The following is a 20676-nucleotide window of genomic DNA, read 5'->3' as shown; positions in this document are numbered from 1 at the left end:
CATTATAGGATGGGATGGCCTGGACCCCGAACGACAATGGCGGACACGGAACGGGCGTCAGGGATCAAGGCTGGGCCGGATCGAAATGCTTGCCGATGCCCATCCAGCACTCGAAATAATCGGCTTGCAATTGCGGCGAGGCCAGCGCGTGGGCGGTCGGGCACAGCACGCTGCGCGTTTCGAACATGAAGGCCATGGTGTTGTCGACCTTTTGCGGCACACTGGTGTCGATGCTGCTGGCCTTGTCGAAGGTGCCCGAGTCGGGGCCGTGGCCGCTCATGCAGTTGTGCAGGCTGGCGCCGCCCGGGCGGAAACCGGCGGACTTCGCGTCGTACTGGCCGTGGATCAGGCCCATGAATTCACTGGCCACGTTGCGGTGGAACCAGGGTGGGCGGAAAGTGTCTTCGGCCACCAGCCAGCGTGGCGGGAAGATGACGAAGTCCAGCGTATCGACGCCGGGCGTGTCGCTGGGCGCCTGCAGCACCAGGAAGATCGACGGGTCGGGGTGGTCGTGGCTGATCGAACCGATGGTGTTGAAGTGGCGCAAATCGTATTTGTAGGGCGCGTAATTGCCGTGCCAGGCGACCACGTCCAGCGGCGAGTGGCCGATTTTGGCCGTCCACAGATTGCCGCAGAACTTGGCCACCAGTTCGAAGTCGCCTTCGACGTCTTCGTAGGCCGCGCACGGCGTCAGGAAGTCGCGCGGATTGGCCAGGCCGTTCGAGCCGATCGGGCCCAGGTCGGGCAGGCGCAGCAGGGCGCCGAAGTTTTCGCAGATATAGCCGTGCGCCTCACCGTCCGGCAGCAGGGCCTGGAAGCGGATGCCGCGCGGGATCACGGCGATTTCCTGCGGTTCGAGTTCGATCACGCCCAGTTCGGTGCGCAGCTGCAAGCGGCCCTGCTGCGGCACGATCAGCAGCTCGCCATCGGCCGAATAGAAGTAGCGGCCCTGCATGTCGCGGTTGGCCGCGTACAGGTGGATGGCGCAGCCCGATTGCGCCGCCGCCGAGCCGTTGCCGGCCATCGTCACCCAGCCGTCGATAAAGTCGGTGGGTTCCACAGGCATCGGCAGCGGATCCCAGCGCAGCTGGTTCGGCGGCGCCTCGACGTAGTCGAAATCGGCGGCGATGCGGCCGTTGTCCAGGCGCTGGAACGGCCGGTGCATGGCGGCCGGGCGGATGCGGTACAGCCACGAGCGGCGGTTATGGCTGCGCGGCGCGGTGAACGCCGTGCCGGACACCTGCTCGGCATACAGGCCGTAGGCGGCACGCTGCGGCGAGTTGCGGTGGGCGGGCAGGGCGCCGGGCAGGGCCTCGGTGGCGAATTCATTGGCAAAGCCGGATTGGTAGGGCGCATTCATTGTTTTTGTCTCCATTGTGATGGCAGGCCCTACTCTAGAACGTGGGATAATATTTGACGAGATAAATAGGTGAATACAGAGTATTTACAATATGAATAGTCCCCGCTTGAAAGCCTCGCCATGATCGATGTGCGCAATATCGACCTGAACCTGCTGGTGGTGTTCCACGAGGTGTACCGCGAACGCCAGATATCCAACGCGGCCAGGCGGCTGCGCCTGAGCCAGTCGGCCGTCAGCAATGCGCTGGGGCGGCTGCGGCGCACCTTCGACGACGAATTGTTCGTGCGCACGGCGCAGGGCATGCAGCCCACGCCCTATGCGCAGCTGCTGGCCGAGCCGGTGGCCGGCGCGCTGGCTACGCTGGCCGAGGCCTTCAAGCCGCCGCAGGCATTTGACGCCGCCAGCAGCGCGCGCCATTTTCGCCTGGCCATGAGCGACGTCGGCGAAGTGTATTTCATGCCGGTGCTGGTCAAAACGTTGCGCCAACTGGCGCCGCAGGTGCAGGTCAGCACCGTGCGCGCGGGCGCCATCGATATCAAGACGGAAATGGAAGCGGGCCGGGTTGACCTGGCGATCGGTGCGTTTGACGACGTCTCGGGCGCGCTGTACCAGCGGCGCCTGTTCGAGCAGGCCTATGTGACGATGTTTCGCAAGGGCCATGCGCTGGGGCGCGGCAAGCCGACCCTGAAACGCTTCCTGGCGCTGGAACACCTGGTGGTGGCCTCGTCGGACAGCCCCTACGATAAAGTCAACGCGCTGCTGGACAAGGCCGGCGTGCGCGCCGCCACCAGTTTCCAGGTGCCGCATTTCACGGCCGTGCCGTATATCGTCAGCAGCACGGACCTGGTGGTGACGGTGCCCGAAAAGCTGGCGCAGCGCGCGGCCGCGCCGTTCAACCTGGCTTACCTGCGCCCGCCGCTGCACTTGCCTTCGCTGCAAACGAATATCTTCTGGCACCGGCGCTATACCCAGGATGCGGGCAACCAGTGGCTGCGCAATCTGCTGGCCGACACGTTCGCCGAATAGGGCGGACTGTGCATTACTATACGGTTTTGCTTATCAGGGAACACCATGGCCATCCGCGTACATCATCTGAATCAAAGCCGCTCGCAGCGCATTGTCTGGCTGCTCGAGGAACTGGGGCTGGACTATGAACTCGTGCGCTACCGGCGCGACGCCGTCACCCATTTCGCGCCGCCGGAACTGAAAGCCATCCACCCGCTGGGCAAGTCGCCGCTGCTGGAAGTGGACGGCGTGCTGATCGAAGAGTCGGGCGCCATCGTGCAATATCTGTGCGAACAGCATGGGCAGTTCCTGCCTGCGGCCGGATCGCCGCAGGCGCTGCGCCATCTGCAACTGATGCACTTTGCCGAGGGCTCGGCCATGATTCCGCTGCTGCTGCGTATTTATGTGTCACGCCTCGGCGATGGTGGCGCGCCGCTGCACGGGCGCATCGATGGCGAGGTGGTCAGCCATTTTGATTATCTGGAAAGCATCGTGCAGCCGTCCGGCTACTTTATCGGCGACAGCTTGACCGGCGCCGACATCATGCTCAGTTTCCCGGTCGGCATTGCCACCAAGCAGCCGGAAGCAACACGCTGGCCCAGGTTGCAGGCGTTTGTGCGCGCCATCGAGGCGCGCCCGGCCTGGCAGAAGGCCATGGCCATCACCGAAGGCTGATCAGGGCGCGCGATGGACAACTTCCAGAGAGACTTGAACGGTCCGGACGCCGTGGCCTTGCTGGCGGCGCTGCGCCAGGGCACATTGAGCGTGGAGCAACTGGCGCGGGCGCAGCTGGCGCGGCTGGACCAGGTGCAGCCGCAGGTCAATGGCGCGACGCATGTTTTCCGTGACGAAGCGCTGGCGCAGGCGCGCCTGCTGGATAGCGCCGGCGACAGGTCGCTGCCGCTGTTCGGCTTGCCGTGCAGCGTCAAGGAAACCTTTGCCATCGCCGGCGAGCCGCTGACGGCCGGTTCCATGCGCATGACGCCGCAAGTATCCACGCAAGACGCGCAGATCGTGCGCCGTTTGAAAGAAGCGGGCGCCATCGTGGTAGCGCGCAGCAATGTGCCGGAGTTTGCCATGACGGCCGAGAGCGTCAATCCGCGCTACGGGCGCACCCGCAATCCACTCGACGTGGATCGGGTGGCCGGTGGTTCGAGCGGTGGCGAAGGGGCGCTGGTCGGTGCGGGTGCTTCCGTGTTCGGCGTCGGCTCCGACATCCTCGGCTCGATCCGCATCCCGGCCGCCTTCTGTGGCGTGGTCGGCTTCAAGCCCCATTCCGGCGCCGTCGACCAGCGCGGCACCTGGCCGGTGGTGACCGGCAATACCCGGTCCTGGCTGGGCCTGGGACCGTTGACGCGCAGCGTGCGCGATGCGCGGCTGGTCTACGACGTGATCGCCGCGCAGCCGGTGTCTGCCGTTCCGCCCGCTGCCGGCAGGCTGGTCACGCCGGGCGGCTTTCCGCTGGCGATGCGCGAACCCTGCATGGCCGGGGCGCTGGCCGCCGCCAGGACGGCCTTGCTGGAAGAGGGCTACCGGCCGGAGGCGCAGGATTTTTCCGACGTTCCCTATTTATACAACCAGATTCCCAAGCTGATCCTCGATGATTTTTACGACGGCTGGCTGCGCTTGCTGTCGACACCCGAGGCAGGGCGCTTTTCGCCGTGGGCCGAGCTGCTGCGCCAATTGATGAAAAAGCCGACCATCGACGAAGGCTTGCTGCGCTGGATGCTGATTGCGCCGCTGATGAAGCCGCGTAGCGCGGCCAACGTCAACACGATCGCGGCGCGGTTTGCCGAGGCCCGGTCGCGCTGCCAGGCATTGCTGGGTACCGATGGCGTGATGGTCTTGCCGACCCTGGGCCTGCTGGCGCCTGCGCATGGGCAGATGAACCGGCTATCGTTGAAACCCGGTGTCAATGGCTGGTTTACCGCCCATACCCTGGGCAATTACCTGGATTTGCCGGCGATGGCGATTCCGGCCTGGAAATTTACGGACCCTGCCACCGGCTTGCCGCCGAGCATCTCCGTGCTGTGCGCACCGGGTGCCGAAGCGCAGCTGTTTGCGGCCGCCACGCGCATCGAGGCCGCCTTGAACTGAACATGTTTTCATGTTGATATTGTCGTTATGGCATTTCAGCAGGTGAAATATCGTTTTATTGCATGAAATTGGCGCTTGCGCACTGGCTCGGGCTTCTAATTTGCTGTCTTATATAAGATTCCTCGCCATCGGGTACACAAACGGCGGCCGGACAGTCTAAAATACGTGGTGGGCCAAGCACGGCGTCACCGCCGGTACACTAGCCGTCCAAAGCAAGGTCAACCACCCTGTGTTTGGAACGAAGAAAGTTAACCACCAAGCATCACCGCATACAAGGGACTGAACATGGCAACACAAAAATCCAAGATCATCTACACGCTGACCGATGAAGCGCCCATGCTGGCGACGTATTCCCTGCTGCCGATCATCAAGAAGTTCACTGCGCCGGCTGGCGTCGACGTTGTCGCCAGTGATATTTCGGTCGCTTCCCGCGTGCTGGCTGAGTTCCCCGAGTACCTCTCCGACGACCAGAAAGTCCCGAACACCCTGGCCGAGCTGGGCGCCCTGACGCAAAACCCCGACACCAATATCATCAAGCTGCCGAACATCAGCGCGTCGGTAGGCCAGCTGGTCTCGTGCATCCGTGAACTGCAAGGCCGCGGCTACAAGCTGCCGGACTATCCGGAAGACGCAAAAACCGACGAAGAAAAAGCGCTCAAGGCCCGCTACGGCAAGTGCGTCGGCAGCTCGGTCAATCCGGTGCTGCGCGAAGGTAACTCCGACCGCCGCGCACCGAAAGCGGTGAAAGAATTCGCCCGCAAGCACCCGCATTCGATGGGCGAGTGGAGCCAGGCATCGCGTACCCACGTGTCGCACATGCACCATGGCGACTTCTACCATGGCGAAAAATCGATGACGATCACCGCCGCGCGCGACGTCAAGATGGAACTGGTCACCAATTCCGGCAAGACCATCGTGCTGAAACCGAAGGTCTCGCTGCTGGCCGGCGAAATCATCGACAGCATGTTCATGAGCAAGAAAGCGCTGCTGGAGTTCTACGAGAAGGAAATCGACGACGCGTTCAAGACCGGCGTAATGTTCTCGCTGCACGTGAAAGCGACCATGATGAAGGTCTCGCACCCGATCGTGTTCGGCCACTGCGTGCGCATTTTCTACAAGGATGCGTTCGCGAAGCACGCCGCGCTGTTCGACGAGCTGGGCGTGAACGTCAACAACGGCATGGTCAATCTGTACGACAAGATCGAAACCCTGCCGACGTCCAAGAAAGAAGAGATCCTCAAGGACCTGCACGCCTGCCACGCGAACCGTCCGGAACTGGCGATGGTCGACTCGGCCAAGGGCATTACCAACTTCCATTCGCCGAACGACATCATCGTCGACGCGTCGATGCCGGCCATGATCCGTATTGGCGGCAAGATGTGGGGCGCCGATGGCCGTCCGAAAGACGTCAAGGCCGTGATGCCGGAATCGACTTTCGCGCGCATCTACCAGGAAATGATCGGCTTCTGCAAATGGCATGGCAACTTCGATCCGAAGACCATGGGCACCGTGCCGAACGTGGGCCTGATGGCGCAGCAAGCCGAAGAATACGGCTCGCACGACAAGACCTTCGAAGTGACGGAAGCCGGCGTGGCCAACATCACCGACATCGCCACCGGCGAAGTGCTGCTGTCGCAGAACGTGGAAGAGGGCGATATCTGGCGCATGTGCCAGGTCAAGGACGCACCGATCCGCGACTGGGTCAAGCTGGCCGTCACCCGCGCGCGCAACTCGGGCATGCCTGCCGTGTTCTGGCTCGACACCTACCGTCCGCATGAAAACGAAGTCATCAAGAAGGTGCAAACCTACCTGAAAGACCACGATACCAGCGGCCTCGACATCCAGATCATGTCGCAGACGCGCGCCATGCGCTACACGCTGGAACGCGTTGCCCGCGGCCTGGACACCATCTCGGTCACCGGCAACATCCTGCGCGACTACCTGACCGACCTGTTCCCGATCCTGGAACTGGGCACCTCGGCCAAGATGCTGTCGATCGTGCCGCTGATGGCCGGTGGCGGCATGTACGAAACGGGCGCCGGCGGTTCGGCACCGAAGCACGTCAAGCAGCTGGTGGAAGAAAATCACCTGCGCTGGGATTCGCTGGGCGAGTTCCTGGCGCTGGCCGTGTCGCTGGAAGACATGGGCATCAAGACCGGCAACGACAAGGCGAAAATCCTGGCCAAGACGCTGGACGAAGCGACCGGCAAGCTGCTGGACAACAACAAGTCGCCATCGCCACGTACCGGCGAGCTGGACAACCGCGGCAGCCATTTCTACCTGTCGCTGTACTGGGCGCAGGCACTGGCTGCGCAGAACGACGACGCCGAACTGAAAGCCCATTTCACGCCATTGGCCACCGCCCTGAGCGAAAATGAGACGAAGATCGTCGAAGAACTGCTGGCGGCGCAAGGCGTGGCCACCGATATCGGCGGCTACTATATGCCTGATCCGGCAAAAACCGATGCCGTCATGCGTCCGAGCGCCACCTTGAACACGGTGCTGGGCAGCATCTGATCGCGTAACAGGAAGGTGCGGCGCGCAGGCAGGCGCCGCATCGCGAAGCCGCCGGGAGAGATCCCGGCGGCTTTTTTATTGCTTGAACACCTGAGCCTTGGCCACATACATGGCCTGGTCGGCGTGGCGCAGCAGCAGCTGGGTGCTGTCGCCATGCTCGGGATAATGCGCGCTGCCGATGCTGGCGGCGGTGCGCAGGCAGCGGCCGTTATCGAGCGCGAAGTCGAGCGCCAGCGCCGCGTGGATTTTCTGCTCGACCAGCAAGACGTCGGCGCCCTGCGCATTGTTTTCCAGTAGCACCACGAATTCGTCACCGCCCAGGCGCGCCAGGGTGTCGCTCTCGCGCAGGCATTGTTTCAGCCGCCTGGCCACCGCCTGCAGCAGCAGGTCGCCGCAGGCATGGCCGTGCTCGTCATTGACCCGCTTGAAGCCGTCGAGGTCCAGGAACAGCAGCGACAGCCGTTCCTGCTTGCGCTGGGCACGCGCAAAAGCCGTTTGCAAACGGTCATGGAACAGGCGGCGGTTCGGCAGGCCGGTCAGTTCGTCGTGCATGGCCATGAACTGCATGTGGGCGTGCAGCTGCTTGCGTTCGATGACGGTGGCGATCTGCTTGGCAACGAACTGCAGCAGTTCCTGGTCCTGTTCCGTGTAGCTGCCGGCATCGCTGCCGCCATGCAGCAGCAGCGCGCCGATGGTGCGCCGCGCCGTGGTCAGCGGCACGGCCAGCCAGTGCCCGTGCTCGCCGGCGGTCCCGGGGCCGGGCCGTAGCGGCTGGCCACCGGCCAGCACCTCGCCGGCCAGCAGGCGCGCCAGGTCGCACGGTGGGGCGGTCTGCTGCTCATCGGCACGCGAGGAAAATTCTTCCGGCTGGCCCTGCTGGTCCAGCAAGGTCATGTACAAGCCGGCCGCCGGCAGCAGTTCGCCGAGGATCTTGTGGATGTGGCGAAACAGGGTCGCCAGGTCTTCGGAGGCATGGGCCGCTTCGGAGATCGCATACAGCGCCGCCTGCTTCTGGCGTGCCTGCTTCAGCACGGTGATGTCGCGCGCCACCGCCACGCGCAGCTGGTCGGCTTCGGACCAGCGCGCCGACCACATGATATGCGCCAGGCTGCCATCCTTGCGGATGTAGCGGTTTTCGAAATGCGCGTGGGCGTTGCCATCCATGATGGCGCGCGCCGCCGCCATGGTGCGCTGGCGGTCGGCCGGTGCCACCAGATCGAGCATGACCATGCCGATCATTTCCCGCTGGGTGTAGCCAAAGATGCGTTCACAGGCGGCGCTGACAAACACAAAGCGCCCGTCCTTGTCGACCATGCAAATGGCATCAAGCAGCAAATCGGCAAAGCTGGCCATCGGGGCGCGAATGAGGGGTTCCATCAGCGCATTCTAATGGACATTTCATCGCCGCACAGAAAATGTTCATTGTGGAAATAATTGAAATATTTATATTTTCACAGCGCCTCGATCTCCAGGCGCCGCTGCTCCAGCGCCTCGTAGCCAGGCGCAATCTGTGCCGCCAGCTGCGCCAGCCGTTCTTCCTGCGGCGGGCGCGCATCGCCGCGGTAGGCATTGCCGGTGTATTTGGAGTGAAACTGCGAGCGCTGCCGCATCGCTTCCAGCTGCGCCGGTGTGCAGTCGATCTTCAAGCTGGCCAGCAGGTCCGAAAAGACGATACCGGGCAACTGGCTGTAGTTGACCAGCCTGATCCGTCCGGCGGCCGCATGGGCCAGGGCTGCCGTGTAAAAACTGTCCAGCACCAGGCCGGTATATGCATCGAGGTCGCCGGGGGCGGTGGCGTGTGCCGGCAAGGGCAGCAAGGCGGGGTGGATCAGGCCAGGCACCATCTGCGGGCCGCGCTGGCGCTGGTGCGAGGCCAGCACCGCCTGCGGCGCGCGGTACAGGAACAAACAGGGCGTCTCGGGGAAGGCTGCGCGCAGCAGTTCCAGGCTGTGGATGTGCCAGCAGTCGAACTTGATGACAAAGTGCTTTTCCTGCCCGGTACGGCGCTGGCCCATGGCCCGCATGACCTGGCGCAGCAGGGCGACGGTGCCGTCAGGCGCGCCCTGGTCGTGGTGCAGGCGCAGCACGGAGTCGATAATGGGTGGCTCGGACATGACGATGCATTGCGGCAGCGACGCCAGCAATTGCGTCAGCAGGGTCGAGCCGCAGCGCGAGACGTGGAAGATAAAGGCGTCCGGCGTCGGCACGCCGTTGAACTGATCGAGTGCCGTGGCCGGCGTATGGCAGACGCGGCGTGCGTCGCGCTGCTGGCGCGCCAGGGTGTTTTCAAAGAAGGAATCGGTGAAGGCGATATCGGCCATGTCGCGCCAGGCCAGCGTCACTTCGCCATCAACAATACCGGCCGTCAGCGGGAACCAGTGGCGCAGGTCCATGCCCGGCTGCCATGCGACTTGTTCGCCCTTGGTCAGCTGGCGCTCCTGCACCGCAAAGCCGTTGTGCGGGTTCATGCGGCCACCCCGCGGTAAATCGCGTCCAGGCGCTCTGCCTGCGCCAGCACGGCCGGCTCGCCGGTGGCGCGCAGGCTGGCGATAATGTGCTGCACATTGCCGTCGTTGATGCTGGCGTCGCCATACTTGGGCGTCGCCTTCGGCACGAAGCCGGCGCTGGCGAACAAGCGTTGCAGCCAGTCGTTGGTGACGCAGTCGATCACCAGGTGCACGCGTGGCGCCGCACCACGGTTTTCCACGGCGTGGCGGCAGCTGGCATCCATGTACCAGGCATGGCCGGCGCTGAAATGCACTTGCTCGCCATCGATGCGGAACAGCACCTGCGGCGAGGTCCTGATCGGGATATGGATGCGCGTCACGCCGTCGACCAGCGCGGTGCCGGGGTCGCGGTGTTCGCGGATCACGGCGCCGGCTTCGAGCGCCATCAGGCGCGCGGCGCCGATCTCGCAGTCAAAACTGGCAATCACCTGCCGCAGATACGGGCAGTGCGCCAGGTGCGGCGTGTCGGCATATGCCACGTCGTCGAGCGACATGATGTGGCGCGCGTCGCCGCCGGCCGAACGCAGCGGCAGCACGCTCCAGCCATTTTCATAGGCGCCCGTATTGAAATGCGCGAGCCAGTCGGTGGCGTGGAAGCGGGCAATTTCCTGCTGCATGCGCGCCACGTCGAACAGCAAAGGCAGGCGCAGATGCGTGCTGGGCGCGGTCATGGCGCACTCCAGCGCAGCTGTTGCTGGATCGGGTCTTCGCCGTCGGCCACGAAACCGAGCCGCGCATACAGGCGGCGCGCGGCCAGGTTGGCGTGATTGACGCCCAGGCTGACGGTGCATCCCTGCGTTGCGGCATGCGCCTGCAGGCCGGCCAGCACGGCGCTGCCCGCGCCCTGGCCCTGCGCCTGCGGCAGCAGCGTGATGTCGACCACGCGCAGCGCCTGTTCGGCGGGGTTGACAATCAGCCGGCCGATCGGCGCGCCGTCGCGTTCGATCATCAGGTGGCGCGCCTGCGGATAGGACTGGCGGTAGCCCTGATCGTGCATGCGCTGCTGCATGGCGATCAGCTGGTCGATGAAGTCGGCTTCGGCTTGCATCTGCAGCAAGTCGCCGCGGCTGCTGCGGTACAGCGTGCGCACAAAAGCCTGGTCGCTTTCGCTGGCGACATCGAGCTCGCGCAAGTTGAAAGGGGAGGATAAGGAATACACCGGCGCTCCAAAAAAAGGGGTGGTTCAAATGGCTATCTATTTGCTATGCTGCCAATGTTTACGCCGTCTTGCAATCACATTTACAGGATTTCCCCTATGAACATCACTCTTGAACTGGTCGCTCCTCTGGTCGACAGCGTCTTCATGGCCCATACCGCCGCCGGCGTGCTTCCCTTGATCCTGACCGAAGCGAAGGAACTGCCGCGGCGCGGCTTGCCGGAGCAGTTCCGTACGCCGCTGAGCATGATCTTCGCGGGCCCGGCCGAACTGGTACTGTCAGACGGCAATTACACCCTCGATCACGAACAGCTGGGCCGGCTGGAGCTGTACTTGTGGCCGATCTCGGCGCCGTTGCCGGCCAGACCCAGCGAGATCGGCAAGCAGTGCTACCAGGTATCGCTGTCGTGAGCGGCGTTGATCGCGCCGCCGAGCAGGCGGAGCTGGCGCAGATCGCCCGCGCCATCGCCGATCCGGCGCGTCCGCTGGCCTCGCTGATCGGCGAAACCGGACAGCTGCGCGCCTTTGTCGAGCGCCACTCGCAGCTGTCGATGGCGGGCTCGGACCGCATGACCGAGGGTGAAAGCACCTTGCCCAGCGGTTGGGCGATTTCACCGGTGCAAGCGGCGCTGTGCGCGCGCGAACCGCTGCGCAGCGCCGCCTTCATCCAGGGCCTGGCGGCGGCCATCCACGCCGCGTCCACGCCGCAGCGGCCGGTATCGGTGCTGTATGCGGGCTGCGGCCCGTTTGCCTTGCTGGCCCTGCCGCTAATGGCGATTTTTTCGCCCTTGCAGGTACAGTTCACCATCCTCGAGGTGCACCAGGAAGCGCTCGACTATGCGCGCGCGCTGATCGAAGAGCTCGGTTATGGCGCGCACGTGGCGGCATTCGTCTGCGCCGACGCCGCGACCTGGCGCATCGCGCCCGATGCGATGCCGGACGTGATCGTCAGCGAGACCATGAATACGGCACTGGGCAAGGAACCGCAGGTGGCCATCATGCGCAATCTGTTCGTACAGGCGCCGCAGGCGGCACTGGTGCCTGCCGCCATCGCGGTGCATCTGGGCCAGCCGGGACGCGCCATGGACGAGCCGTGCGCCGACTGGGGCCGCATCTTTGAAGTGAATGCCGCCAGTATCCTGGCGTGGCAAGGACAGCAGGGCGGTTCCCTGCCGGCCGCCAGCATCCGCCTGCCGGCGCAGCTGGCGCGCGCGCCGAAACTGCTGACGCGCATCCAGGTGCATGGCCAGATCGTGCTGCACGATTATGACTGCAGCCTGAACTTGCCGCTGCACCTGCCGGGCAAGCCGCAACTGACGGGATCGGAAACGCTGGCTTTTTCCTATCAGCTGGGCAGCACGCCGGGCCTGGCGTGCGAGGTATTGCGCTGATGCTTAATTGCGCATCGGGAAGATGCCTTCGACGGCGATCAGGTAATTCATCGCCAGGAAGGGCGGCGTCGGCGCGCTCTGCGCCGTCAGCGTGACCGGCGCGATGATCGGCGTGCCGCTGCCGGTGATGGCGTTGGTGACGGCCGGGTTGAAGCTGACCTGTCCGCTGGCCTTGGCCAGGGTGACGCTGCCGTTGGTGCCCAGTGCAGGCAGGTACATATTGGTGACCGCAGCGCTTGACGATGCGGCGGTGGCCAGGTAGCCGCCGGCCGTTGGCGCGGGGTCGGTGGCCTCGTCCAGGGCCGCCTTCAAGGTAACGTCGACCGTCGACGAGCCGCTCGACACGGTGGCCGCGTGGGTGTGTGCCGGCATATTGTTGACCGTCAGCGTGATGTTGGCTGCGCCGGTGCTGGCCAGCCGCACGTTGGCGCCCAGCGTGTCGCCATTTTGCGCCGCCCGCGTCGGTGCGCCTGCACTATTGACCGGCGCGGTGACGATGCGGTCAGGCGCGACCGTGTTGTTCAGCGCCACCGGAATGCGGCCACGCAAGTCGGGCAGGGCGAAGGTGGTCTTGCCGTCGCCGCCGAATTGCACGCCCAGCAGCGCGTACAGCACGTTGTTGGTGCTGATGTTGAGTATCTGGCCATTGCAAAACATCCAGCCCTTCGGTGCGAAAGGGAATGCCGCCAGCATGATGGTGCCGATAAGTGGATCCATATTGTCTCTGGTGAAGTGAGGAGTAGGTCAGATGGGTAGGTGAAACAGCTGCGAGCGCTGCGAACCGGGGCGCGCCTTGTGCGCCCCGAATCGTGCCACAGGGGTTTAGTTGCGGCTAGGGAAAATGCCGTTGATGCAGATGATGTACTGTATCGTCTGGAACGGCGGCACGGTGGGCACGCTACCGTTGGTGGTGGTGGTGACCGCTGCCACCACGGGGGCGCCGCCGCCGGTATTGCCAACCGTGACGGTGCCGCTGCCGCCGCCGCCGGACACGGTCGCCGTGGCGGCATTGAGCTTGGTCAGCGTGCCGCCTTCGGCATACAGGAACGGCGGGCTGCTGCCATCGCTGGCGCCGGCGGCCAGGTAGCCGCTGTTCAGCGGTGCCGCTGACGTGGCATCGGTGGTGCTGACATTGATGTCGACGGTGATGGGCGCGCCACCGCTACCGGCCGTAAACGTCGCGGAATGGTTGTGGGCCGGCAGGTTGGCGACGGTCAGGGTGGCGGTGGCGGAGCCGGTGCCTGGCGCGACGAACGTGCTGGACACGGTGCCGCCGGCGGCGCCATTGCCGCCCGGAATGCGGCTCGCCATGCCGGCCTGATTCTGGCCCACGGCGACGCGGCCGCGCAAATCGGGCAAGCCGAAGGTGTTGATGCCGTCGCCGCCATATTGCGTGCCGAGCAATGCAAACAGGGCCGCGTTGTTATTAACGTTCAGCAGCTGGCCATTGCATGTCATCCAGCCGCGTGGTGGAAAAGCAAAGCCTACGCCAAGAATGGTACCCATAAATGCATCCATGTTTGCTGCCTTTCAAATGAGAACTTCAATATTATGTCGCCGGGACCGCCAGGCTGGTCCGGATGAAACGCATCCAGCCTGGGCATATTAAGTCGGTTTTAAAAACATGAGGCCGAATTTGCACTACGGTGTTATTTTTAAAAAGACAATATACCGCCACATCGTAAAAATATAAACGATAATAATCATATGGCCGACGCCGCATGCGCCCCGTTATCAGTTGCGTTGCGGGAAAACTCCCTCCACGGCGATGATGTACTGCATGGCCAGGAAGGGCGGCGTTGGCGCGTTTTGCGCCGTCAGCGTGATGGGCGCGGCGACCGGTACGCCGCTGCCGGTGCTGGCGTTGGTGACGGTCGGGTTGAAGCTGACTTGTCCGCTTGCCTTGGCCAGGGTTACGCTGCCGTTGCTGCCCAGCGCCGGCAGGTACATATTGGTGACAGCAGCGCTGGACGATGCGGCGGTGGCCAGGTAGCCGCCGGCCGTCGGCGCGGGGTCGGTGGCTTCATCGAGCGAGGCGGTCAGGGTCACGTCGACTGTCGACGAACCGCTCGACACGGTAGCGGCGTGGGTGTGTGCCGGCAGATTGTTGACCGTCAGCGCGAAGCTGATGCCGCCGGTGCTGACCAGGCGCACATTGGCGCCCAGGGTGTCGCCCACCACGCCTGGCCTGGTCGGTTGGCCCTGCGCATTGACGGGGGCGGTAACGATACGGTCGGGCGCGACGGTGTTGTTGACCGCCACCGGGATGCGTCCGCGCAAGTCGGGCAGGTTGAAGGTGGTCTGGCCATTGCCGCCAAACTGTATGCCGAGCAGTGCGTACAGCGCGGCATTGGTTTGAATATTGAGGGTCTGGCCATTGCAGAACATCCAGCCTTGCGGTGCAAAGGTGTAGGGACACAAGATGACACTACCTAAAATCGGATCCATGCGTGTACTCTTTCAATTGACGGGAATGAAAAGACAGGCGGCGCGACCACGCCGCTGGGGGGGGGATGTTGAAGCTTCTGCATGCAAGGATCAGCCTGCCGTAAGCTGAAAAGAAAAGTCCGCATGGATTATGCTGGCGGCATAGGCTTGCATGTTCTTCCTTTCGGATATGGAATACGGCTGTCTCGCTGCCGATTAAGCCGGCGCGGCATGGAGTGGATATATTAATTCAAAATTTTAAAAATATCTATTAATTATCGCTGCCATATTATTATTGAAAAACATGCAACCGAATCGATCGCCGGCGCTTGTGCAAAACCGGGGATAATAATAAAATGGCACGCGAACGGGACTCATGTTTTGGCGTGGCCGGTCGTTATAGCTGTGACTGCTTTGCATGCGCGTGCCTGCCTGGCGGTAAATCATTGTCAAAAACTGAAGCTTGTCAGTTTTATCCATGCACCCATTATGACGGCCATGACTTCTGTTTCCTCCATCGCAAGCTGGAATGCCAGCACCCTGCGCAGTACCGCCACGCCCCCCGCCAGCCGCGAGGAGGCTTCTTCCTTGCCAGTCTCCACGTCTTCCGGCACGTCTTCCACCATTATTGCGCTCGGCGCCGCCGCTGCCCAGGGCCTTGCCCAGGCCGTTGCGGCGCCGCTGCAGTGGGAACGCGCCTCACGCGACCAGGTCAGCGAGCTGATGGCGAAAAACTTCGCGGCCGGTTCCAGCGCGGGGCGCTTCAGCGGCCTCGGTGCCGCCCTGCTCGACCAGTTGAAGGGCGGCGTGACGCAGTTGTCGCAAACGGCGCAGCGTGCACCAAACGGCGCGCAGGCCGCTACCTACGCCGGCATCGCCACTGGCGTCTCGGGCGCCTTGCACGGCATGGGCGACGACAAGTTCAGCCTGGGCATCACCACCAACAGCGGGGTCCAAGTGAGACTGTCGCTCGACAGCGATGGCGATGCCCTGGCCGTGCAGATGACGGCCAGCGGCGAATTGACTGACGCTGAAACGCGGGCGCTGGGCCAGTTGTCGAAAGCCTTCCAGGAAGCGATCGACGGCATGGCGCAGGACCCGCCCCAGCTCAAGCTGGCGGGCCTGATGCAGTTCGATGCGAAGCAGCTGGCCTCGCTCGACCTGCGCGCCAGGGTGGGTCTCGATACCCAGCCGCCCAGCGTGCAGACCTTGTCGTTCCAGGCGGACGCCACCCAGCGCAAGGTCGCGTTCAGCGGCGCGGCCGGCAGCCTGGACGTAAAAGTTGACGCCAGCCAGGCGGCCAGCCTGGGCGGACCAGAACAGCAGGCACGCGCCATGAAAAGCTACATGAGCCAGTTCGACCAGGCGGCCACGCGTGGCCATGCCGACGGTGCCTTGATGAGTTTGTTCAAGGAGACCTTCAGCGCCTTGCACACCACTGTCGGCGATGCAGCGCAGCTGAGCCTGGGCGGCGCCACGCCCGGCAAATGGCAGCTGGCCGCGCAAGACCAGGCCATGCTGACGGGCCTGGCCGATTTTTCGGCGTCCGTATCGCAAACGCCGAAGATGGAGAATCCGATGCGCCTGTCCGAGCAGGATGCGTTCCACTACGAAGTGGGGCAGAGCACCAGCATCGCCGGGCGCAGTATCGATGACCGCGCGATATCGCAGAAGCAGACCTCCAGCCTGAGCGCCAGCTTCCATATGCCGCTGGTGGCCGGCACCTCGCTGCGTTTGACCACCGCCGCCGAGTCGCAGAACTATAGCTACCACCAGATCGACGACAGCGCCCGCAGCGAGGCCAATATATCTTACCGGGACGGCAAGCTGGCCAAGGCCACGCTCGAACAGTCGTCCAGCCAGTCCACGCGCGTGCAGCGCTACGAAATGGGCAAGCTGAAGTCGGATCTGACCAATCCGAGCGTCCATTCTCTGACGCGCGACCTGGTGGCCAGCCTGGCGCCGTACCAGGCGGGCCAGACGCAGCTGAACCTGGAACAAAAGGCACAGCAGCGCACGCAGATGTTGCGTGAACTGAACGACGAGGTGTTCCTGCGGGCCGACGCGGGCCGATAAACACTACTCCCGGGACGATGCGCCGAACGCCAGTTCGCTTTCCTTGATGTGCGCGATCGGCGATAGCAGAGCCCCGTCGAACGGGTGCTGCGCCACGCCATCGCGCCACCGCTGCGGCAGGTCGGGATTGGCCAGTGCGCCGCGGCCGACGGCGACCATGTCAGCGCCTTGCGCCAGCGCTTCGCGTGCGCGCGCCGCATCGTGCAGATTGCCGTTGGCGAGGATGGCGACGCCCGGCGCATGGCGGCGGGCCAATGCGATCAGGCTGTCCTGGTCGCCGTCGAACGCCGGTTGCCACGCCTCGAATTCCGTGACGTGAATAAAGTCTGCGCCGGCCTTGGCCAGTGCGCCGAAGATGGCCTCGGCATCGGCCGTGCCGCCTGGCCACTTGTGTGTGAAATCATTGACCTTGCCTTGCGAAATGCGCACGCCCACCGGCACCGTGCTGCCTACCTCGCGTTTGACCATTGTTAGTATTTCCAGCGTCAGTCGCAAGCGGCCATGCACATCACCACCCCAGCGGTCGCCGCGCAGATTGGTATGCGCGCCCAGGAACTGGTCGAGCAGGTAGCCATTGGCTGCGTGGATTTCAATCCCGTCGAAGCCAGCGATGCGCACGGCACGGCCTGCCGCCGCCGCGAAGCTGGTGATCGCCAGCGCGATTTGCTCGGCCGTCATTTCCGCCGGCAGGGCATACGGGCCGTCGCCATGATAGAAGGCCATCTGTTTTCCTTGCGGGCGCACCGGCGACGGCGCGATCGTGCCTGGGTAAAACGGATTGGCCTGGCTGAGAGCGCCCGCATGCATCAGCTGGGCAAAGACGAGGGCGCCGTGCCGGTGTAGCTCATCATTGGTGGCGGTCCACGAACGCGCCTGGCTATCGTCAGCCATGCCGGGCTGGCCGGTGTAGCCCTGCGACCAGGCATGGTCCGTGTACAAGCCTTCCGTCATCACCAGACCAAAGCCGCCACGCGCAAATCTGGCGTAATACTTTGCCATGGCGGCAGTTGACGAGCCATCGGCGCTGGCCGACACGCGCGTCATCGGGGCAAGTGCAAGGCGGTTGCGTATCTTCGCGCCTTTCATATCGAATGTGGATAAAATACGCTGCATATTCTGGTTCATGTTTTTGCTCGTTGTGGGCTGGAAAAAGACCATCGTAGCTTTGTCTTTGGCCGCAAGATAGCCCGCGCGGTGGGAAGCCGGCTTATCATATTTGGATATAAAAATGCAGATGCAGGATGTACGATTGTTCCTGGCCGTCGCCAATGCCGGCAGCCTGTCGGCCGCTGCCCGGCAGTGCGAGACGGGTCCGATGCACGTGTCGCGCCGGATTGCCGCGCTGGAAGCCGAGCTGGGCGCGCGGCTGTTTCACCGTACCACGCGCGCCGTCGCGCTGACAGACGAGGGAACCGCTTTCTTGCCCCATGCGATGACCCTGGTGGAAACCGAGGATAACGCGCGCCATGCCCTGCGGCCTACACCGGCGCAAGCGTCAGGCCTGTTGCGCATTACGGCCCCAAGCGTCTTCCGCCAGGCCATCGTGCTGCCGGTGTTGTCACGCCTGCTCGCGCAGCATCCTGCGCTGCGGGTCGATCTCGATGTCTCCGACCGCCTGGTCGATATCGTGGGCCAGGGTTTCGACTTGGCCTTGCGCGTGGCGCCGCTGCTTGACTCGGAGCTGGTGGCGAAAAGAATCACCGGTAATCCGCGCCTGATCTGTGCGGCACCGGCTTACCTGGCGCGGCACAGCCAGCCAGCGACACTGGCCGAACTGCTGCGGCACGATTGCATCGTGCTGCAGGCTGTGCCGCTGTGGCCGTTGATGGTGGATGGCACGCTGCAGCGAGTGCGCGTCAGCGCGCGCGTCACTACGAGCAGCGTCGAGGCTGCCCGCGCCGCTGCGCTGCAGGGGGCGGGGCTGGCCATGCTGACCTACTGGGATGTGTACCGCCAGCTAGCCGACGGCAGCTTGACTGCCGTGGCCTTGGATGATGCCGCGATGGAACAACTGTCAATCTGGGCGGTCATGCCGACCCGCCGCCATGTCCCTGCACGCGTCAAGCTGTTCCTGGCGGCGCTGGAGGAGGCATTGGCGGGTTTGCTGTAGGGCCAGGTATCAGGCCCTGGCCTTGCTTTGCCGTATCCAGTAACCGATGCCCAGCGCCCCGAGCCAGACGGGAATCAGGTACACGGAAATGCGCAGGCCCGGGGTCAGGAACATGATCACCAGGATGCCGGCCAAAAACGCCAGGCACAGGTAGTTGGTGAACGGGTAGCCCAGGCTCCGGAACAGGGTGGTCTTGCCTTCGATTTTCTTTTGCGCGCGAAAGCGCAGATGGATCCAGCTGATCATGGCCCAGTTGATGATCAGGGCCGACACCACCAGCCCCATCAGCACTTCGAACGCTTCGCCCGGCATGAAATAATTGACCACCACGCAGATGCCGGTGGCCAGCGCCGACACGCCCAGCGCCACCAGCGGCACGCCGCGGCGGTTCAGGTGCAGCAGCGCGCGCGGCGCATTGCCCTGTTTCGCCAGGCCGAACAGCATGCGCGTGTTGCAGTAGACGCCGCTGTTATAGACGGACAGCGCGGCCGTCAGCACCACCACGTTCAGGGCGGTGGCCACCAGGTTGCTGTCGAGTGCGTGGAAGATCAGCACGAACGGGCTGCCGCCGGTAACCACGTTCTGCCACGGGTACAGCGACAGCAAAATGCCCAGCGCGCCGATATAAAAGATCAGGATGCGGTAGATGGCCTGGTTGGTGGCGCGCGGAATGGTGGTGCTGGGATCGTCCGCTTCGGCCGCCGTGATGCCGACCAGCTCCAGCCCGCCAAACGAGAACATGATCACGGCCATCGCCATGACCAGCCCTTGCCAGCCGTTCGGGAAAAAGCCGCCGTGCTGCCACAGATTGGCCACCGACGCCTGCGGTCCGGCGTCGCCGGACGCCAGCAGGTAGGCGCCGAAGACGATCATGCCGATAATGGCCACCACCTTGATCAGCGCGAACCAGAATTCCATCTCGCCGAAGGCCTTGACGTTCAACAGGCTGATGGCATTGATCACGCAAAAGAACACCAGCGCCGAGACCCAGGTCGGCACGCCCGGCCACCAGTACTGCACATAGATGCCGACGGCCGTCAGTTCGGCCATGCTGACCAGCACATACAGCACCCAGTAATTCCAGCCCGACAGAAAGCCGGGCAGGTGGCCGCAGTATTTGTCGGCAAAGTAGCTGAAGGAGCCGGCCACCGGTTCATCGACCACCATCTCGCCCAGCTGGCGCATGATCAGGAAGGCGATCACGCCGGCGATGCCGTAGCCGAGCAGCACGGACGGCCCCGCCATCTTGATGGTTTGCGCGATGCCCAGGAACAGGCCGGTGCCGATCGCGCCGCCCAGGGCGATCAGCTGGATATGGCGGCTTTTCAGCCCGCGCTTGAGTTCTGTCGCTTCCGTATTACCGACTGCCGTCATCTTGTTTTATCCTGTTTTCATGGGTGGGCAAGGCCAGTGATTCTAATGCATGAAACGCATGAACAGCAGGGAAAAACATGTTGCATTGCGGGGTGGCAAGCCGCACCAGGTTCAGGCGGACCTGCTGGCGACGATGGCCGGCTCGTAGACGGCCAGGAACTCGGCCGGCAAACGGCGCGCGCGGCCACTACCGAGTTCAATGCATACCAGTTCCCAGCGCCCGCGCACCACGGTGGCGCCGTCGCTGTCGCGGATCAGCTGGAAGCGCCGTTCCATGCTGGAACGTCCATCGCTGGCGCACAGCCAGGTGCCCAGGCGCAAGGCTTCGCCTTCCCGCGTGGGCAGCAGATAATCGTATTCGCCACGGCGGATCGCCATGGCCCGGTCGAGACGGCGGTAGTCCTCCAGGTCCAGTCCCAGCGCTTTCGAATGGTGCCAGGCGGCGTGTTCGCACCAGCGCACGTACACGGCGTTATTGGTGTGCTGCAAGCCGTCGATATCGCCGGCTTGCGGCGTGACGGGCACGATGTGCGGCTGCGGATAATCCCAGTTCACTGGCGTCCTTCAGGGTGGCGATCAGCGATTGTACTGTCCGGCACGGGTCGCAATCACGATTTTTCATCTTGATGTATGATGCATCATAAATTGAGAGAACC

19 protein-coding genes are annotated in these 20676 nt (G+C 63.7%); 8 read left to right on the top strand and 11 right to left on the bottom strand.

Annotated features, from left to right (window positions below; genetic code table 11):
• Positions 1–64: 64 nt before the first annotated feature.
• Complete coding sequence (hmgA, locus tag ACP7B7_RS22050; RefSeq protein ID WP_308921520.1) at positions 65–1360, bottom strand: homogentisate 1,2-dioxygenase; 1296 nt, start codon at positions 1358–1360, stop codon at positions 65–67.
• A 120-nt stretch (positions 1361–1480) separates the two neighbouring features.
• Between hmgA and ACP7B7_RS22045 the strand changes: the two genes are divergently transcribed.
• The 4 genes from ACP7B7_RS22045 (at position 1481) to ACP7B7_RS22030 (ending at position 6979) form a co-directional block, all read left to right on the top strand.
• Entirely contained in the window at positions 1481–2386 is a 906-nt protein-coding gene (locus tag ACP7B7_RS22045) for a LysR family transcriptional regulator (RefSeq protein WP_426078082.1), read from the top strand.
• Between the two features lie 45 nt (positions 2387–2431).
• Entirely contained in the window at positions 2432–3040 is a 609-nt protein-coding gene (locus ACP7B7_RS22040; RefSeq protein ID WP_308921518.1) for a glutathione S-transferase family protein, read from the top strand.
• Between the two features lie 33 nt (positions 3041–3073).
• On the top strand, positions 3074–4462 hold the full coding sequence (locus ACP7B7_RS22035; RefSeq protein WP_426078081.1) for an amidase: 1389 nt from the start codon (positions 3074–3076) through the stop codon (positions 4460–4462).
• A 285-nt stretch (positions 4463–4747) separates the two neighbouring features.
• The gene (locus tag ACP7B7_RS22030; protein ID WP_308921516.1) at positions 4748–6979 is read left to right on the top strand and encodes an NADP-dependent isocitrate dehydrogenase; all 2232 of its coding nucleotides are present in this window, start codon (positions 4748–4750) and stop codon (positions 6977–6979) included.
• A 75-nt stretch (positions 6980–7054) separates the two neighbouring features.
• On the opposite strand, the gene ACP7B7_RS22025 is transcribed toward ACP7B7_RS22030, so the two are convergent.
• From ACP7B7_RS22025 to ACP7B7_RS22010, 4 genes are all read right to left on the bottom strand, one after another.
• A complete protein-coding gene (locus ACP7B7_RS22025; RefSeq protein WP_426078080.1) occupies positions 7055–8356 on the bottom strand; it encodes a diguanylate cyclase domain-containing protein in 1302 nt (433 codons plus the stop codon).
• 74 nt (positions 8357–8430) lie between these two features.
• Positions 8431–9447: a hypothetical protein gene (locus ACP7B7_RS22020; protein WP_308921514.1), complete on the bottom strand. Its 1017-nt coding sequence runs from the start codon at positions 9445–9447 to the stop codon at positions 8431–8433.
• Entirely contained in the window at positions 9444–10157 is a 714-nt protein-coding gene (locus ACP7B7_RS22015) for an aspartyl/asparaginyl beta-hydroxylase domain-containing protein (protein ID WP_426078079.1), read from the bottom strand. Before ACP7B7_RS22015 ends, ACP7B7_RS22020 begins: the two co-directional genes overlap by 4 nt.
• A complete protein-coding gene (locus tag ACP7B7_RS22010) occupies positions 10154–10645 on the bottom strand; it encodes a GNAT family N-acetyltransferase (RefSeq protein ID WP_308921512.1) in 492 nt (163 codons plus the stop codon). Before ACP7B7_RS22010 ends, ACP7B7_RS22015 begins: the two co-directional genes overlap by 4 nt.
• Positions 10646–10741: 96 nt before the next feature.
• On the opposite strand from ACP7B7_RS22010, the gene ACP7B7_RS22005 reads away from it, so the two are divergent.
• Both ACP7B7_RS22005 and ACP7B7_RS22000 read left to right on the top strand, forming a co-directional pair.
• Positions 10742–11053: a DUF6916 family protein gene (locus ACP7B7_RS22005; protein WP_308921511.1), complete on the top strand. Its 312-nt coding sequence runs from the start codon at positions 10742–10744 to the stop codon at positions 11051–11053.
• Positions 11050–12033 (top strand): class I SAM-dependent methyltransferase, encoded by a 984-nt coding sequence (locus tag ACP7B7_RS22000; RefSeq protein WP_308921510.1) that lies wholly within the window; start codon positions 11050–11052, stop codon positions 12031–12033. The genes ACP7B7_RS22005 and ACP7B7_RS22000 overlap by 4 nt, the downstream gene beginning before the upstream one ends.
• Before the next feature lie 3 nt (positions 12034–12036).
• On the opposite strand, the gene ACP7B7_RS21995 is transcribed toward ACP7B7_RS22000, so the two are convergent.
• The 3 genes from ACP7B7_RS21995 to ACP7B7_RS21985 all read right to left on the bottom strand — a co-directional run bounded on the left by ACP7B7_RS21995 (position 12037) and on the right by ACP7B7_RS21985 (position 14481).
• Positions 12037–12750: a phage tail protein gene (locus ACP7B7_RS21995; protein ID WP_308921509.1), complete on the bottom strand. Its 714-nt coding sequence runs from the start codon at positions 12748–12750 to the stop codon at positions 12037–12039.
• A gap of 105 nt (positions 12751–12855) precedes the next feature.
• Entirely contained in the window at positions 12856–13539 is a 684-nt protein-coding gene (locus ACP7B7_RS21990) for a phage tail protein (RefSeq protein WP_308921508.1), read from the bottom strand.
• A 228-nt stretch (positions 13540–13767) separates the two neighbouring features.
• A complete protein-coding gene (locus tag ACP7B7_RS21985) occupies positions 13768–14481 on the bottom strand; it encodes a phage tail protein (protein ID WP_308921507.1) in 714 nt (237 codons plus the stop codon).
• Positions 14482–14958: 477 nt separating this feature from the next.
• On the opposite strand from ACP7B7_RS21985, the gene ACP7B7_RS21980 reads away from it, so the two are divergent.
• Positions 14959–16536, top strand: a complete 1578-nt coding sequence (locus tag ACP7B7_RS21980; RefSeq protein WP_426078078.1) for a hypothetical protein — start codon at positions 14959–14961, stop codon at positions 16534–16536.
• Between the two features lie 3 nt (positions 16537–16539).
• Here the strand turns inward: ACP7B7_RS21980 and ACP7B7_RS21975 are convergent, their stop codons facing one another.
• Positions 16540–17661, bottom strand: coding sequence for an NADH:flavin oxidoreductase (locus ACP7B7_RS21975; RefSeq protein WP_426078077.1), 1122 nt, complete (start codon positions 17659–17661; stop codon positions 16540–16542).
• A 103-nt stretch (positions 17662–17764) separates the two neighbouring features.
• On the opposite strand from ACP7B7_RS21975, the gene ACP7B7_RS21970 reads away from it, so the two are divergent.
• Positions 17765–18646: a LysR substrate-binding domain-containing protein gene (locus ACP7B7_RS21970; RefSeq protein WP_426078076.1), complete on the top strand. Its 882-nt coding sequence runs from the start codon at positions 17765–17767 to the stop codon at positions 18644–18646.
• A gap of 9 nt (positions 18647–18655) precedes the next feature.
• On the opposite strand, the gene ACP7B7_RS21965 is transcribed toward ACP7B7_RS21970, so the two are convergent.
• Together ACP7B7_RS21965 and ACP7B7_RS21960 are read right to left on the bottom strand one after the other, a co-directional pair.
• Entirely contained in the window at positions 18656–20020 is a 1365-nt protein-coding gene (locus tag ACP7B7_RS21965; RefSeq protein ID WP_426078075.1) for an amino acid permease, read from the bottom strand.
• 111 nt (positions 20021–20131) lie between these two features.
• Positions 20132–20575 carry an acyl-CoA thioesterase gene (locus ACP7B7_RS21960; RefSeq protein WP_426078074.1) on the bottom strand — a complete coding sequence of 148 codons (444 nt, stop codon included), beginning with the start codon at positions 20573–20575 and terminating at the stop codon, positions 20132–20134.
• Between the last annotated feature and the right edge of the window lie 101 nt (positions 20576–20676).

Origin of the sequence: Janthinobacterium sp. PSPC3-1, from assembly GCF_049896105.1 — a bacterium.
Lineage (GTDB): Bacteria > Pseudomonadota > Gammaproteobacteria > Burkholderiales > Burkholderiaceae_D > Janthinobacterium.
Note: the sequence above shows the minus strand (reverse complement) of the source record. Positions and strands in the feature narration are given on the sequence as shown.